This is a genomic window from Desulfogranum mediterraneum DSM 13871 (assembly GCF_000429965.1).
GTDB lineage: Bacteria > Desulfobacterota > Desulfobulbia > Desulfobulbales > Desulfobulbaceae > Desulfogranum > Desulfogranum mediterraneum.
Genome location: NZ_KE387008.1, coordinates 23,405 through 37,299 on the forward strand (window position 1 = coordinate 23,405; position 13,895 = coordinate 37,299).

Annotated in this window: 14 protein-coding genes; 2 read left to right on the plus strand and 12 right to left on the minus strand. The window is 63.2% G+C overall.

The genetic code is table 11. The features are described from left to right. Positions 1-185: 185 nt before the first annotated feature. The 12 genes from G494_RS24805 to G494_RS0120600 form a co-directional block, all read right to left on the minus strand. Complete coding sequence (locus G494_RS24805; RefSeq protein ID WP_232362610.1) at positions 186-1,424, minus strand: hypothetical protein; 1,239 nt, start codon at positions 1,422-1,424, stop codon at positions 186-188. A gap of 36 nt (positions 1,425-1,460) precedes the next feature. After that, a complete protein-coding gene (locus tag G494_RS0120550; RefSeq protein ID WP_028586016.1) occupies positions 1,461-2,837 on the minus strand; it encodes a TIGR01777 family oxidoreductase in 1,377 nt (458 codons plus the stop codon). After that, the gene (locus tag G494_RS0120555; RefSeq protein WP_028586017.1) at positions 2,830-3,732 is read right to left on the minus strand and encodes a TIGR01777 family oxidoreductase; all 903 of its coding nucleotides are present in this window, start codon (positions 3,730-3,732) and stop codon (positions 2,830-2,832) included. Before G494_RS0120555 ends, G494_RS0120550 begins: the two co-directional genes overlap by 8 nt. Positions 3,733-3,839: 107 nt before the next feature. Then, a complete protein-coding gene (locus tag G494_RS24810) occupies positions 3,840-4,538 on the minus strand; it encodes a CDP-alcohol phosphatidyltransferase family protein (protein ID WP_084457183.1) in 699 nt (232 codons plus the stop codon). Continuing rightward, the gene (locus G494_RS0120565) at positions 4,531-5,250 is read right to left on the minus strand and encodes a TIGR04283 family arsenosugar biosynthesis glycosyltransferase (RefSeq protein ID WP_028586018.1); all 720 of its coding nucleotides are present in this window, start codon (positions 5,248-5,250) and stop codon (positions 4,531-4,533) included. The genes G494_RS24810 and G494_RS0120565 overlap by 8 nt, the downstream gene beginning before the upstream one ends. Continuing rightward, on the minus strand, positions 5,247-5,882 hold the full coding sequence (locus tag G494_RS0120570; protein ID WP_028586019.1) for a TIGR04282 family arsenosugar biosynthesis glycosyltransferase: 636 nt from the start codon (positions 5,880-5,882) through the stop codon (positions 5,247-5,249). The genes G494_RS0120565 and G494_RS0120570 overlap by 4 nt, the downstream gene beginning before the upstream one ends. A gap of 28 nt (positions 5,883-5,910) precedes the next feature. Next, positions 5,911-7,017 (minus strand): phosphotransferase family protein, encoded by a 1,107-nt coding sequence (locus G494_RS24815; protein ID WP_051305932.1) that lies wholly within the window; start codon positions 7,015-7,017, stop codon positions 5,911-5,913. A 32-nt stretch (positions 7,018-7,049) separates the two neighbouring features. After that, positions 7,050-8,096, minus strand: coding sequence for an ABC transporter ATP-binding protein (locus tag G494_RS0120580; protein WP_028586020.1), 1,047 nt, complete (start codon positions 8,094-8,096; stop codon positions 7,050-7,052). Next, complete coding sequence (locus G494_RS24820) at positions 8,096-8,884, minus strand: ABC transporter permease (RefSeq protein ID WP_051305933.1); 789 nt, start codon at positions 8,882-8,884, stop codon at positions 8,096-8,098. Before G494_RS24820 ends, G494_RS0120580 begins: the two co-directional genes overlap by 1 nt. After that, on the minus strand, positions 8,881-9,792 hold the full coding sequence (locus G494_RS0120590; protein ID WP_051305934.1) for an ABC transporter permease: 912 nt from the start codon (positions 9,790-9,792) through the stop codon (positions 8,881-8,883). Before G494_RS0120590 ends, G494_RS24820 begins: the two co-directional genes overlap by 4 nt. Then, positions 9,792-11,036, minus strand: a complete 1,245-nt coding sequence (locus tag G494_RS0120595) for an ABC transporter substrate-binding protein (protein WP_051305935.1) — start codon at positions 11,034-11,036, stop codon at positions 9,792-9,794. Before G494_RS0120595 ends, G494_RS0120590 begins: the two co-directional genes overlap by 1 nt. A gap of 228 nt (positions 11,037-11,264) precedes the next feature. After that, entirely contained in the window at positions 11,265-11,504 is a 240-nt protein-coding gene (locus tag G494_RS0120600; RefSeq protein WP_028586023.1) for a hypothetical protein, read from the minus strand. A gap of 316 nt (positions 11,505-11,820) precedes the next feature. On the opposite strand from G494_RS0120600, the gene G494_RS0120605 reads away from it, so the two are divergent. Both G494_RS0120605 and G494_RS0120610 read left to right on the plus strand, forming a co-directional pair. Further along, positions 11,821-12,861 (plus strand): type I glyceraldehyde-3-phosphate dehydrogenase, encoded by a 1,041-nt coding sequence (locus tag G494_RS0120605; RefSeq protein WP_028586024.1) that lies wholly within the window; start codon positions 11,821-11,823, stop codon positions 12,859-12,861. After that, a complete protein-coding gene (locus G494_RS0120610; RefSeq protein ID WP_232362611.1) occupies positions 12,858-13,823 on the plus strand; it encodes a ketopantoate reductase family protein in 966 nt (321 codons plus the stop codon). Before G494_RS0120605 ends, G494_RS0120610 begins: the two co-directional genes overlap by 4 nt. Positions 13,824-13,895: the final 72 nt, after the last annotated feature.

Consider the following 13,895-nt stretch of genomic DNA (forward strand, 5'->3'; position numbering starts at 1 on the left):
TGTAACAACCTGGATGCCCGCCTGCGCGGGCATGAGGTCGAGGTAGAGAATGGCCTGGCGGTAAAAGCGCGGCCATGATGGTAAAAGCGCTGGCATGACGGTAAAGGTGCAGGCATGGGCTTAAGGAAGAACGCAGGAAAACGCGGTAAGCCCCTCTCCTGTGATCCCGGTCGCTGTCTCTCGTCTCAGGGGCCGGACTCCTCTGTTGCCAGCGGGTATGGCTCGGGTTGCGGCGACTGCTGTCCGGAAAGGTGTTTTTCCTGCGAGGGACTTTGCTCGATCGGTAGACCCCGGGCCGCCAGGACCTCATCCTCCACCGAGACCAGCCGTTCATCCACGGTGGAGTGGTTGAAAAAGAGGATGGTCAACAGCCAGCAGTAGCTCGCCACCGCCAGGATGGCAAACAGGGGGATGAAGTAGCCCAGGGGACAGAGGACCAGCACGGTCAGCCAGTGGAGCAGGATCAGTCGGTGGGAGTGGAGTTGGATGGGGAAGTCACCGTGGCGACCGATGACGATCAGGCCGCTGAGGTTCCAGCCGTAGAGGGCGGTAAAGGCATGGAGCCGGAGCAGGGGGAGACTGATCTCCGGGACATAGTAGCGGGAAAAGCTGAGCAGGATGTAGCCGATGCCTGTGATGGAGGTGATCAGCAGAAAGAGGATCCCGGAGGTGAGGAAGGTCTTCTGCTGGAGCCGGATGCCCTGACGCCAGTAGAGGTAGAGGATAGAGGTCACGGTGAGAAAGAGCAGGCTGCTGATCACCACCTGGGGCAGGAAGACTTCGGCCAGGATAAAGAGAAAGAAGATGATCACCCCCAGGTTGATGATCCAGAAGGCCGCCTCCTTCAAGAGACTGGTCAGCTTGAGCCCCTCCTGTCGCATCAGGGAGAAGATCACGGCCATGGAGATCAGGGAGATGGGAAAGGAAAATCCCAGGAAAAAGGTGTCCAGCTTGAGCTTCTCGATGGTGAACCAGTGGGTGAACTCCGAGTTGAGGATCACCGGGCTGGAGAGGGCAAGCCCCAGGGAGAGGCAGAGCAGGGCGGCCTGGTGAAACTTGCGTGAAACCGGTTCCTTCCTGGTGAACAGGGCCCGGGGCAGGCGGGAGCCAAAGTGGTTGATTCGGACCTGTTCGACCAGGGCGGCCAGCACCAGGGGGATGAGCATGGCCGGGAGGTACCAGTGGAGAAAGGCAGAGCCGGCAAAGAGCAGGGCAAAGAGCAGGAACAGCCGTCCCTGCCGGGAGAGTTGGGGCTGATCGTCGGTGAAGTAGATCAGCAGGGTACCGCCGCTGCAGAGGTTGAAGAGAAAGATATGCAGCCGCTCAAAGTTGAGTACCTCCGGCGGGATCAGGTGGTGGAGAAAGCCACAACCCAGCGCAGTGGTCATCATGCCCAGCAGCAGGGCCTTTAGTTGCCAACTCACGGTGTCTTCCTTGGGGCTAGGGATTAAGGGGATGGCTCACCTGCCCAAGAGCGCTGCCAGGGCGTCCTTGAGCTCGGGATGACGGAAGGTGTAACCGGACTGCTCCAGTTTGTCGGTGGCCACCCTGCATCCGGAAAGTAATACTTCAGAAGCCATCTGTCCGTAAAGGGTTTTCAACAGCCCGGCAGGAACCGAGGGCAGGAGCGGGCGTCCCGTCACCTGGGCCAGGGTCTGCATCAGCTCGCTGTTGCTGACCGGGGTGGGGGCGGCGATATTGACCGGGCCCTGCAGGGTCGTGCAGTCGAGGGCGTGGAGCATGGTGGAGATCATGTCGTTGATGGAGATCCAGCTGATGAACTGTGCGCCGGAACCGAAGCTGCGGGAAAAACCGATGGCTGCGGTGGTGAGCAGACGCTCCAGGGCACCGCCCCGGGGGCTCATCACCACCCCGATCCGCATGAAGACCGTGCGGATGCCCGCATCCCGGGCCGGATTGGCGGCCTGTTCCCAGAGCGAGCAGACATCGGAGATGAAGTCCTGACCCGAGGGATCCTCCTCCCGCATACAGCAGTCCTGGCAGTTGCCGTAAAAGCCCACCGCAGAGCTGCTGAGCAGGACCTTGGGCCGGGGGGATATCCGGGCCATGGTTCTGGCGATCAGGCCGGTGCCCAGAACCCGGCTGTTGAGCATCCGTTCCTTCTTTTCTCCTGTCCAGCGGCCCTGGCCGATGTTGTCTCCAGCCAGATGGATCACCCCGTCCAGGGCGGGGATGGCGGCCTGGTCGATCTCCTCCTTCTCCGGATTCCAGTAGATCTCCCGGACTTGGGGATCGGCCTTTCTGCGGACCAGGGTCCAGACCTCATGGCCGCCGGTGGTCAACAGCGGCCGCAGGGCCCTGCCCAGGACCCCGCTTGCCCCGGTGATCAGGATACGCAGGGGCCTGGTGCTGCAGCGCTGATGGAGGAGGATGTCATCGCGCAGGGTGGTGTGGCGGTAGCGGAAGATCCGTTGGAGCATGGCCTCCACCTGGCTGAGGGCAAAGCCGGGCAAGAGCCCGTGGCCGGGCAAGCGGTACTCGATCCGATCCTCCAGCCGGCATCCTTCCGGGTCGTCATGGAAGAGGTGGCTGTGGCGCCAGCTCGAAAAGGGACCCCGTTCCTGGGTATCGACAAAGATCCTGCCCGGGTGATCCTCGAGGTGACGGGCATGCCAGTGATAGGGGATGGGCCCCAGATGGAGCCTGAGACGGGCGCTGCCCCCAGGGGCGATCCCTCCCTGACTCGCCACCAGGCTGGTACGCTCCCAGGGCGGGATCAGCCGTTCCAGGGCCCCGGGCCGGCTGTGCCAGTCGTAGAGAGCACGGGGGCTGCAGGGAAAGGTGGAGGTGTGGACAAAGGTGGCGGTTTTAGTCACAGAGGATCTCCTGGAGCGCTGGTTGGAGTTCCGGGAAGGAGAAGATATAGCCATGGTTTTCCAGGGCCTCGGGGATGCTCTTCTGACCCTGGAGCAGTGAGCGGCCGAATTCACCCAGGACCAGCTTCATCATCATCCCGGGGACCGGGAGGATGGCCGGTCGATGGAAGACCTTGGCCAGCTGGCGGGAGAATTCCCGCTGACGCACGGTCTCTGGGGCGGTGAAGTTGAAGGCGCCGCGGAGCTCGTCTGTCAACAACAGGAAGAGCGCCCCGTTGATGATGTCATCCAGGTGAATCCAGGGAAACCACTGTTGTCCCGAGCCCAGAGGCCCGCCCAGTCCCAGCTGAAAGGGCAGTTTCATGGTGGCCAGGGCCCCGCCGCCCCTGCCCAGGACCACCCCCAGGCGCATCACCGCCACCCGGCAGCTCTTCTGTTCGGCCTGGAAGGCTGCATCCTCCCAATCCCGACAGACCCTGGCCAGAAAATCCGTGCCCGGGTCTGCGGTCTCCCGTTTTTCCACCTCGCCGCCATCGCCGTAGTAACCTGCAGCAGAAGCGCTGAGCAGGACCGTGTCTGCCTGCGAGGGGATGGCCTCCACCAGGTGGCGGGTGGTGAGGATCCGACTGTCATAGATCGTCTTCTTGTAGCCTTCGCTCCAGAGGTGAAAGACCGAACGACCGGCCAGGTTGATCAGGGCATCGTGACCGGCGACCTCGTCCTGCCAGGGGCCGGGCCGGGTGGTATCGGCGGAGATGTAGCTGAGGTGGGAGTGAGCAGGGAGGCTGCAGCGCTTCCTGCTGCCGACCACGGTGATCTCGTGGCCAAGTTCCAAGAGGCGAAGGGATAATGCTGAACCGACAAATCCGGTTCCACCGGTGATGAGAATGTTCATGGGCTCCTCCTTGCAGAAATCCGAGAGCGGTAGGTCGGGCAGGTGCCGCATCCCGTGGTTGTTGGGTTGTCTATAATTATAGCTAAAAGGTAATCAATGGAGAGTGTTTAGGTACTTTTTTTTCTTCCCCCCGGTCCTGTGGTCAATCCTGCAGCCCCTGTCGGGGAGAGCGGCTTGCGCTCATCTTGTCCCTCCAGGGGCAGGGAGAAGAGCCGATAGCCATAGCTGATCCGCATCAGGGCGGTGAGCAGACAGCAGCCTGCAAAGAACCAGGCCAGGGCCGGGAAGTGGCAGGGGAAGCAGCAGCAGAGGATAAAGAAGAGGATGGTTTCGCTGCCTTCGGCGAGGCCGCCCAGGTAGTAGAAGCCCTTGTTGGGCAGGCGCAGGTTGACCAGACGCCTCCGTTCCGCCAGGATGGAGAAGGCGAGAAAAGAGGCTCCGCTGCCCATGAAGGAGAAGAGCAGCAAGCTACCTGCCAGAGCGTTGGCCGCCGGATCTGCCAGGACAAAGCCAAAGACCACCCCTGCATAGAAGAGAAAATCACAGACAATATCAAGAAAGGCGCCGCTGTCGGTCGGCTTGGCGAGCCTGGCCAGGGGGCCGTCGATACCGTCGGCCAGCCGATTGAGCAGGATGACGGCCAGGGCCGCCGGATAGGCCTGGTGGAAGAGCAGGGGGATAACGCCGAGACCGAGAATGAAACCGCTCAGGGTGACCTGATCGGCCCGCACGCCAGAGGCGTGGAGTCGCCGGGCCAGCCAGGCCAGGGGGCGGCGGAGGAGTCGGAGGGCAGCCGGATCAAGCATGGGGCGTCTGCCTCTTCTTTGCGGCCACCCCCTTGGCTCGCCGGTAGAAGCGGGCCAAACGGTCGGGGGCGATGCCCAGGGTATAGCCCAGGACGATCAACTGGTTGATTAGGGTGGTCCGGAGGATGCCCAGGTTTTGCCAGCGCCTTGCCGAGGTCAGCACCACCTGGGGCAGGATGACGATCCGGCCCATCTTGCCCAGGCGGCGGATAAAGATATAATCCTCCATGATGGGGGTCTGGGGGAAGCCGCCTGCAGCCCAGAAGGTCTCCCTGCGGGTGAAGATGGCCTGATCCCCGTAGGGCAGCCCGAGGAGGCGGGAGCGCAGGTTGGCGCCGGCGGCAATCAGCCGCAGCATGGGTCGGGGATGGTCTATCCCTAAGGAGAAGGCTCCGCCGACCACTCCGGGGCGGTCCAGGGCCTGGCGGATGGAGCGGCCGGCCTCCCGGGGCAGCCGGGTATCTGCGTGGACAAAGAGCAGCAGCTCTGCGCTGCTCAGTTCTGCCCCTTGGTTCATCTGGCCGGCCCGTCCCGGAGGGGTCTGGATGACCCGGGCACCGGCCTCTGCCGCCAGCGCACAGCTTTGGTCCGTGGAGCCGCCGTCCACCACCAGGATCTCCGTGGGTGCTGCAGCCGCCAGTGCGGCCAGGGTCGCGGGGAGGTTGGCGGCCTCGTTGAGGGTGGGGATGATCACGGCCAGGGTGGAGTTCATGGCCTGACCGCCTTGGGGATGGTGTCCAGGTCCTCGGGCCGGTCGATGTCCTGGAGCGTGGGCAGGGTGGTGAAGCTGGCCTGATGCGCCTCCAGGATGGCCACGGTGGAGAGATAGACCCGGGAGGTGGACCAGTTGATCCCGCTAAACAGGGGAGAGAGCAGCTCAGGGGCGCGGTCTCTCTTGATGCCGATCAGGTAGTAGCCGCCATCCATGGCAGGCCCCAGCACCGTATCGTTCCGCTCCAGGGCGGCAAAGGCCTTCTCCAGGATCTGTTCGTTGAGCCCCGGGATATCGCAGCCGATCAGGACCACCTGTTCCATCCCCTGGTCAAGGGCCTCCCGGAAGGCCTGCCGCATTCGTTCTCCCAGGTCCCGGCCCTGCTGCTCATGGTAGTGGAGATCCGGACCCAGCCACCGGATCATCTCTGCCAAGCCTGCCCCGGTGTAGTAGACCATGATCTCCAACTCCAGCCGCCGGGAGAGGAGCCTGGCCCGTTTGACCACCAGCTCGCTCAGCCGCTGTTGGAGACGGGCGGCACCTTTGGCTCCCAGGCAGGGGATGAGTCGGGTCTTGGTTGAGCCGGGTGCTGGAAAACGGCTGAAGATGATCAGGCCTTGTCGGTTCTGCATAGGGTCTGCTTAGGTTGTGCCAATGGTCTCAGTGGTGAAGGTAGGGGGCAAAGAGGGCGCGGATAAATGCCGGCTCCAGATAGCGGTTCAGGACCTGCCAGGTCTGCTGGTTGCGGATGCCCTGGTAGTCGCCTTGGTCGTAGGTTTGGTAGGCGGCCCAGGCCATGGCTGACCAGGCGATGCCGCGGAGGAGCACAAAGGGCATCTTCAGCTCCAGCCGGTCATGGATGGTGGCCGCCAGCCGCTGGCCCTCTCTGCCCCGGAAACCGTCCAGGTAGGTGCGGACAAATGCAGCCCTGGTCTCCGTATCCAAGCGGTGGCTGCTCCTCCAAAGCGTGGTCAGCGGCGAGATGAAGTGACAGAGATCCGAGCTGGGGTCGCCCCAGCGGGGCATCTCCCAGTCGATCAGGTGGATGGAGCCTTGCTGGGGATTGACGATGAAGTTACCCGAGTTGACCTCGGTGTTGACGATGCAGTTGAAGGGGTCGCTTTCGAAGTAGCGTTCCCTGTGGCGGGCCCCATCGGCCCAGGCCAGGATTTCAGCAAGCAGGCCGCCGATCTCCGGGGCCGCTGCGGCTGCCCGGGACTGGAAGTAGCGCTTCAGCAGTTCGCTGCACTCGGCAAAGATCAGACTCAGGGGCTGCTCCTCCCGGATCAGCTGGTGGGGCTGGCTTGGTCTGAGCTGGTGAAGGGTACTGAAGAGGGAGGCAGCCTGGGGCGTATCCGTGGGGTAGTGGAGGGGGCGGCCCTCCAGGTATTCCATGATCAGGATCCCCCGATCCAGCTGCTTCCTGCTGTTGTCCAGGTAATAGGGACAGGGGGTGACCCCTGAGTCCCGGAGCAGTTCCAGGGCATGGTACTCGTAGCAGATCTGGTCCTCGCGCTTGAGCTGGGAGGCGATATTGATCCGGAAGACCGCCGGCGCACAGCCTCTGCTGAGCAGGAAGTTGAGGTTATACTCCCCCTGGGCCAGGGGCTGGACAGCAATCTCGCTCGGGTCAGCGCAGCCGGGCAGGGGGGGGCGGCAGCTGTGGAGGTAGCGTCGCACCTGGGGCAGGTAGTGGTCTGAGAGGGTGCCGGCTTCAGCCGGCAGGTTCTGCAGGCTCTGCTTGGATTGCTTGGTCTGCTGGGACATACGTTCGGTTCGTCTTTTGCTCAAAAGAGAGGTTAAGGACAGGGCAGGACATGGATGGCCGAGGCCGGGATGGCCAACTGGACATCGCTGCCCGGGCTGGGTCCGGGGTGTGGGCTGAGCACGGTCAGCCGGCACGAGCCCAGCCGCACCTCCAGTCGGGTCAGGGCGCCTTCAAAGGAGAGCGACTCCACCCTTGCCGTCAGGGTGTCGGCCCCGCCGCCAGCCAGCTCGATCTGTTCCGGGCGGATGGCCACAATGCAGCGCTTCCCTTCGACCTGGGCCGACGGCTGGGTGGACGGCAGGGGCAGCGCCAGGGGCAGCCCTGCGCAGCTGAAGTGGCGGTCCATGATCACCCCCTCCAGCAGGTTGCTGCAGCCGAAAAAGGCGGCCACCTCCCGATCAGCCGGTCGGTAAAAGAGCTCCCTGGGCGTGCCCAGCTGGCGGATGCTGCCGCCAAGGAGCAGGGCCACCCGGTCGCTGAGCATCAGGGCCTCGCTCTGATCATGGCTGACAAAGAGGGTGGTGGTCCGGGTCTGGCGGCAGACTGCCTGAATCAGTTCCCGCATCTGTTGGCGCAGGTCAGGGTCCAGGTTGGAGAGGGGTTCGTCCAGGAGCAGGAGCGAGGGTCGCAGGACCAGTCCCCGGGCCAGGGCCACCCGTTGCTGCTGTCCGCCGGAGAGCTGCTGGATCTTACGCCGCTCCAGGCCCCCAAGGCCGGTGAGTTCGGCCATCTCGGCGATCTCTCGTGCGGCCCTGGCTCCGTGGATGCCCTGCATCCGCAGCCCGAAACCGATGTTTTCGCCCACATCGAGGAAGGGAAAGAGCAGCGGCTTCTGGAAGATCAGCACCACCTCCCGTTTCTCTGCAGCCACCTGGTTGACCATCTGGCCGTTGATCCGGATGGTGCCGCTCAGGGGGGGGAGCAGGCCGGCGATGGTCTTGAGGATACTGGTCTTGCCCCCGCCGCTGGGGCCGAGCAGGGCCACCATCTCGCCCTGGGCCACCTCCAGATGAAGCTCACGGACGATGGCCCGGCTGCCATAGCCCACGTTCAAGGCTTCCAGCTCCAGGATCCCCATCAGCGTACCCCCGAGAGTCCCTGGCGGCCAAGGAGCCGACCATTGGCCAGCAACACCAGCAGGGCCGGCAGCACAAAGAGCAGGCTCACCGCGGCGGCTACGGGACGGTCGCCGCTGTCCATCAGGGAGAAGAGCAGGATGGGCAGGGTCAGCAGCTTGCCGCCGCCGATGATCAGGGTGGAGAGGTACTGGGACCAGGAGAGCAGGAAGGAGAACAGGGCTGCCAGACAGAGGCCGGGAAAGATAAAGGGCAGGGTCACCCTGACCAGGGTCTGGAGGCGACCTGCTCCCAGACAGCGGGCCTGCTCTTCAAACTCAGGGTTGTAATCGGCAAATACCCCCCAGAGCACAAAGATGGTGTAGGGCAGGCAGAAGCTGAGGTGGACCAGGACGACCCCGAAGAAGGTCTCGGCCAGGCCCAGCCGGATGAACCAGAGATGCAGCCCCATGGAGACGCAGAGCGGCGGCACGATCACCGGCAGGAGCAGCAGCAGGGCAATCAGCCTCTTGCCGGCAAAGCTGTAGAGCCCCAGGGCCCGACCGGCCGGGATGCCGATCAGCAGGGAGAGGCAGGTGGTCACCCCGGAGAGGCCGATGCTCTGCACCAGGCCGCCGGCGATCTGGGAGGAGGCGGTGGAGAAGATGTAGCTCCAGCTGCGCAGGCCGAACTTCTGGGGCAGGAGGCCCGGGTAAAACCACTGCTCCGAGACCGACCAGAGCAGCAGGGGCACAAAGGGCAATAAAACCAGCAGTAGGATGGCCAACCCCAGGAACCGTCGACCGCTCACCGGGCCGTCCCCTGTCTGGAGGTCATCCGGGTAAGCCCCTGGGAGAGGAGGATGGCGCAGATCACCACCGCGGCAATGATCAGGCCGATGGCAATGCCCTCGGGACGGGCCATCAGGTCCACATCGCTATAGTTTCGGTAGGCCCAGACCGGCAGAACCATGGGAAAGGTCTTGCCCAGGAGAAAGGGGAGCTCAAAGGCGCCAAAGCTAAAGGCAAAGACGATCAAACAGGCCCCCCTGAGGTTGGGGGCCAGCAGGGGCAGGGTGACATGGCGGAAGCGTTGCCAGGGAGAGGCCCCCAGGGTCTGGGCGGCCTCTTCCAGCTCCTGGCCGCTGTTTTTTAAGATCGCCACCAGCATGAAGGTGATGAAGGGGATCTCCTTCCAGATATAGCTCAGGAGAATCCCCACGGACCAGGTATCGTTGACCAGCAGCGGAAAGGCAGCCGGTCCGGCAATGAGTCCGGACCAGGAGAGCAACCTGGAGACGAGTCCTGCCGGTGAGAGCAGCAGGCTGATGCAGATCCCGATCACCAGGTGGGGGACGGTGAGTGGGATCTGGAGGATAACGTTGATCCAGGAGCTGGTCGCTGCCAGGCGCGTCAGCAGGAGGGCCAGCGGCAGGGAGCAGAGGGCCGCCGCCAGGGTGGAGACCGTGGCGATATAGAGGGTCATCAGCAGGCTGGTGCTAAAGTCGGGGTCCGTGAAGACCGCGGCAAAGTGGCTGAGGCTAAGGCTGCCTCCGCCGGCGCCGGGCCGGTATCCCAGGGCCTGGAGTATGCCCAGGAAGATGCCGCCCCCGAAAAAGAGGAGGATAATGGCCAGGGCCGGCCCGAGCAGCATCAGTAGCCGGAGCCTTCCGGGTGCGGTTCCGGCCTGGGCCGGGGATTCAGGGAGGGGCTGGAACATCAACGCTCCCTGAGGACCTGTTCTTGCCAACCCTTTTCCAGGTAGATCAGGACCCTGCTGGGTGGCTCTGGCAGTTGATGGGCCTGGAGCTCCCGGTTGCTCAGGGTGGCCGGCCCCCGCTCCAGTTCGGCGAACTGCTGTTGTTGGGCCCGGGGCAACCTGGTGGTGTCAATGGCCGGGAAATCGCCCCAGACCCCGGCCTTGGCCTTCTCCAGCTGGGCCTCGGCAGAGAGCAGGAAGTCGGCCGCCACCATGGCCGCGGCCTTGTCTCTGGCGTTAAAGGGGATGGCTACAAAGTGGGTGTTGGCGATGGTGCCCTCGGCAAAGACAAAGGAGCGTACCGTGGGCGGGAACAAACCGTCCAGGATGTTGCGCGAGGCCTCGGCCTGGTGGTAGGAGAAGGAGAAGTCGATCTCGCCGTCGGCAAAGAGGGTGTTCATCCGTACCGGAGAGTTCGGATAGGTGGAGCCCTGGCGCCAGAGTGCGGGCTTGAGCTCCTTGAGCAGCGCATAGGTGGCCCTGGCGGCGCTGCTCAGCTCTTGCTGGGAGTAGTCGCCCTGCCAGGTCGAGGCCCCGCCGCCCTGGTGATAGAAGAGCTGGCGGAGAAAGACCGAACCCGTGAAATCAGGTGGTGCCGGATAGGTGAATCGGCCGGGATGCTCCCGGATCCAGGTGATCAGCTCAGCCATGCTTTTGGGTGGCACCGGGGTCCGGGCGGTGTCGTAGATCATGATCACCTGGGCACTGCCCCAGGGCGATTCCATGCCCTCCACCGGGGTGCCGAAGTCGTTGTACACCGAGGGCCTGCTCCAGTCGACGTAGTGCTGATTGGGCAGTCGTTGGGCAAAGGGGCCAAAGAGCAGACCCTTGTTCTTGCAGGTCCGGAAATTCTCGCCGTTGATCCACATCAGGTCCACGCTGCCGTCGCTGCTCTTACCGGCCTGACGCTCCACCAGCAGCTTGCTGACCACCTCGGCAATATCCTTGACCGGGACCTGGCGGAGGGTGATGTTGTATCGTTCTTTCAAGCGGTGGGCCACAAAGCCGTTGACATAGGCATTGATCGCGGGCGAGCCGCCCCACATGTACCAGTCAAGGGTTTGGCCGTCTGCGGCCTGAATCGTCTCCTCCCAGGAGGTCTGGTCGAGCTCAACCGCCCGGGCCTGGTGGGGCAGGAAGAGCAGGAAGAGCAACAACAGGATGGGCAAGGGGCTGAGCGGCTTTCGGCTGTGGGCAGGGTCCATGATTCCTCTGGGGCTGTGGGGATGTACGGGGGCAGGGGCCTGCCCCGGGGTGCCGGGGCCTCTGCCTCAGATCCTCCCGGAAGTGTACCTGAGCTGGGGCGAAAAAACAATATAACCGACACAAATTCTTATTCTTTTCCTGTTCGTCCCGGAACCATCAGGGCGGCGGATCCCAGCCATTGTCCCCAGCCGGGACGGCGTCCATCCGGCCTCTGGGGCAGGCAGCGACTAGAGGACGTGACTGCTGATGATCCTGGGCTCCTTCAAGCCGATGACCTCCGGTTCGATCCGTTCCAGTTCATCCGGATTCCACTGGCCGCTTGCCGCCAGCAGCTGCCTGGCCTCGTCTGCGGAGGCGGCCAGGACCGCCACCTCGGCGTGGGTGTAGCGCTGGCTGTGAATCTGGGGTTCATCGATCATCGACCAACTGGAAAATTGGGTGTTATGTCGCCAGAGATAGATCTGCATGGGGGGCTCCATGGGTCAGGGGGAAAGAACTGCTGATGGTGATTTCTTCTCTACAGGTCGTTGGAATCGTACCCTTTTTTAAAGGGAAAGGGAAGCGTTCTCACCCAGGGGGCTGCTCAGAAAACGGGCAGAGGAGCAGGCCCCTGATCCCTGTGGACATATTTTTCCCCAAAGGATGAATTTTCTCCCCTCCCGGGAGAGACAAATGGGCAAGAATAGAGTAAGGAGCAAGACGATAGGGTAAGGGGAGGCCGGCTTCCCACCCCTGGAGGTGAGGATACCGGCCAATAATGAGCAGTTAGCTTGTCGTAGAATTATGAGTATTCGAATCGCAATAAACGGATATGGCCGGATCGGTCGCTGCATACTCCGGGCCCTCTATGAGTCCGGCAGGCGGGAGCAGATGCAGATCGTGGCCATCAATGAGTTGGCCGGTCTGGCCTCCATCACCCATCTGACCAAGTTTGACTCCACCCATGGCAAGTTTGCCGGCTCGGTGGATTGTGACGGCAGTCACCTCCTGGTCAACGACGATGCCATCGCCATGAGCTGTGAACGGGATCTCTCCCGGCTGCCCTGGAAGGAGTTGGACGTCGATGTGGTCCTGGAGTGCAGCGGTTCCTATACCGACCGGCGGATCGCGGAACAGCATCTCCTCAGCGGGGCCCGTAAGGTCCTCTTTTCCTGCCCTGCCCAGAGTGATGTGGATGCCACCGTGGTCTATGGTCTCAACCATCAGATCTTGAAGACCACCGACCAGATCGTCTCCAACGCCTCCTGCACCACCAACTGCATCAGCCACGTCATCAGGCTGCTGGATGAGCACTGCGGTATTGACTCCGGGGTGATCACCACCATCCATTCGATGATGAACGACCAGCCGGTGATCGATGCCTACCATAATCCGGATCTGAGGAAGAGTCGCAGCTCCAGCAACTCCATCATCCCGGTGAATACCGGCCTGGCCAGGGGGATCGATCGGATCTTTCCCCATCTCCAGGGACGCTTCCAGGCGGTCTCTCTGCGGGTACCCACCATGAATGTCTCCCTGATGCAGCTCACCGCCAGGGTGAGCAGGGGCACGGATCGACAGGTGCTCAACCGCCTCTTTCAACAGGCCGCCCAAGGCCCCCTGCACCAGGTCCTGGGCTATACCGAACTGCCCCTGGTCTCCTGTGACTTTAATCACGACCCCCGCTCAGCGGTGCTGGACAGCACCCAGACCAGTGTCAGCGAGGGGCGGCTGGTCAACCTGATGGCCTGGTTTGACAATGAGTGGGGCTATGCCAACCGGATGCTGGATACCACCGCCATGATGATCGAGACCCGGCACAGTCCGGGACAGGGGGTGTTATGAGCGAACAGCAACCGGGCGACGAGCAGATGGAGATCGTGGTTATCGGAGCCGGGGCCATGGGCTGCCTCTTCGGGGCCTGGCTCTCCCGGGTCGCCCGGGTACGGCTCTATGATATCGATCCGGACACGGTGGAGGCCATCAACCGTCAGGGCGTGGTGGTCACCACCATGGCAGGGGAAGAGCGGCGTTATCCGCTGGAGGCGGTCAGCCGCTTTGAGGAGGGTGAGCCCCCGGCAGAACTGGTGATCCTCTTTACCAAGTCCAGGGGCACCCGGGCGGCTGCCGAACTGGCGAAAAAGATCCTGGCCGAGGAGGGCCTGGTGCTCACCCTCCAGAACGGGGTGGGCAACCTGGAGCAGATCGAGGCGGTCTTTGGCCGTCCCTGCGGGGTGGCCGGGGTGACGGCCCAGGCAGGCACCGTCATCGCTCCAGGGCACAGCCTCCATGCCGGGGAGGGCGAGACCCTGCTGGGTCCGGCTCCGGGGCAGGAGAAGCAGTTGCAGGCGGTGGAGCAACTCTTTGCCCGGGCCGGTATTACCAGCCGGATCAGTGGGGATGCCAGTGGCTTGATCTGGGGCAAGCTGTTGGTCAACGTCGGGATCAACGCCCTGGCCGCCATTCTCCGGGTGCCCAACGGGGTCTTGGCCCAGGTGCCTGAGTGCAGTCGGATCATGGAGCTGGCCGTGGCCGAAGGGGTGGCCGTGGCCCGGGCCCTGGGTATCCGGCTGCCCTATGAGGATCCCATGGCCCAGGTGCTCAAGGTCTGTGCAGATACCGCTGCCAACCGGGCCAGTATGCTCCAGGACATCCTGCGCAGGGCGCCCACCGAGATTGATGTGATTAACGGGGCCATCGTGGCCAGGGGCCGGGAGGTCGGGGTGGCCACCCCGGTGAACGGCACCATAACCATGATCATCAAGGCACTGGAGGCAAGCCATGTCCAGCGCCTGGAGAAGAGTTGAGCAGGGGGAGGCCGTCACAGCTCATCCCCTGTTCACGCTTTGTGATGGCTTCCATTGTTGAGGCATGTAATA

Excerpts from the sequence above, each read along its gene's own strand:
- G494_RS0120555 (WP_028586017.1), bottom strand. The coding sequence starts at position 3,732 with ATGAACATTCTCATCACCGGTGGAACCGGATTTGTCGGTTCAGCATTA.
- G494_RS24810 (WP_084457183.1), bottom strand. The coding sequence starts at position 4,538 with ATGCTTGATCCGGCTGCCCTCCGACTCCTCCGCCGCCCCCTGGCCTGG.
- G494_RS0120565 (WP_028586018.1), bottom strand. The coding sequence starts at position 5,250 with ATGAACTCCACCCTGGCCGTGATCATCCCCACCCTCAACGAGGCCGCC.
- G494_RS0120570 (WP_028586019.1), bottom strand. The coding sequence starts at position 5,882 with ATGCAGAACCGACAAGGCCTGATCATCTTCAGCCGTTTTCCAGCACCC.
- G494_RS24815 (WP_051305932.1), bottom strand. The coding sequence starts at position 7,017 with ATGTCCCAGCAGACCAAGCAATCCAAGCAGAGCCTGCAGAACCTGCCG.
- G494_RS0120580 (WP_028586020.1), bottom strand. The coding sequence starts at position 8,096 with ATGGGGATCCTGGAGCTGGAAGCCTTGAACGTGGGCTATGGCAGCCGG.
- G494_RS0120590 (WP_051305934.1), bottom strand. The coding sequence starts at position 9,792 with ATGTTCCAGCCCCTCCCTGAATCCCCGGCCCAGGCCGGAACCGCACCC.
- G494_RS0120595 (WP_051305935.1), bottom strand. The coding sequence starts at position 11,036 with ATGGACCCTGCCCACAGCCGAAAGCCGCTCAGCCCCTTGCCCATCCTG.
- G494_RS0120600 (WP_028586023.1), bottom strand. The coding sequence starts at position 11,504 with ATGCAGATCTATCTCTGGCGACATAACACCCAATTTTCCAGTTGGTCG.
- G494_RS0120605 (WP_028586024.1), top strand. The coding sequence starts at position 11,821 with ATGAGTATTCGAATCGCAATAAACGGATATGGCCGGATCGGTCGCTGC.
- G494_RS0120610 (WP_232362611.1), top strand. The coding sequence starts at position 12,858 with ATGAGCGAACAGCAACCGGGCGACGAGCAGATGGAGATCGTGGTTATC.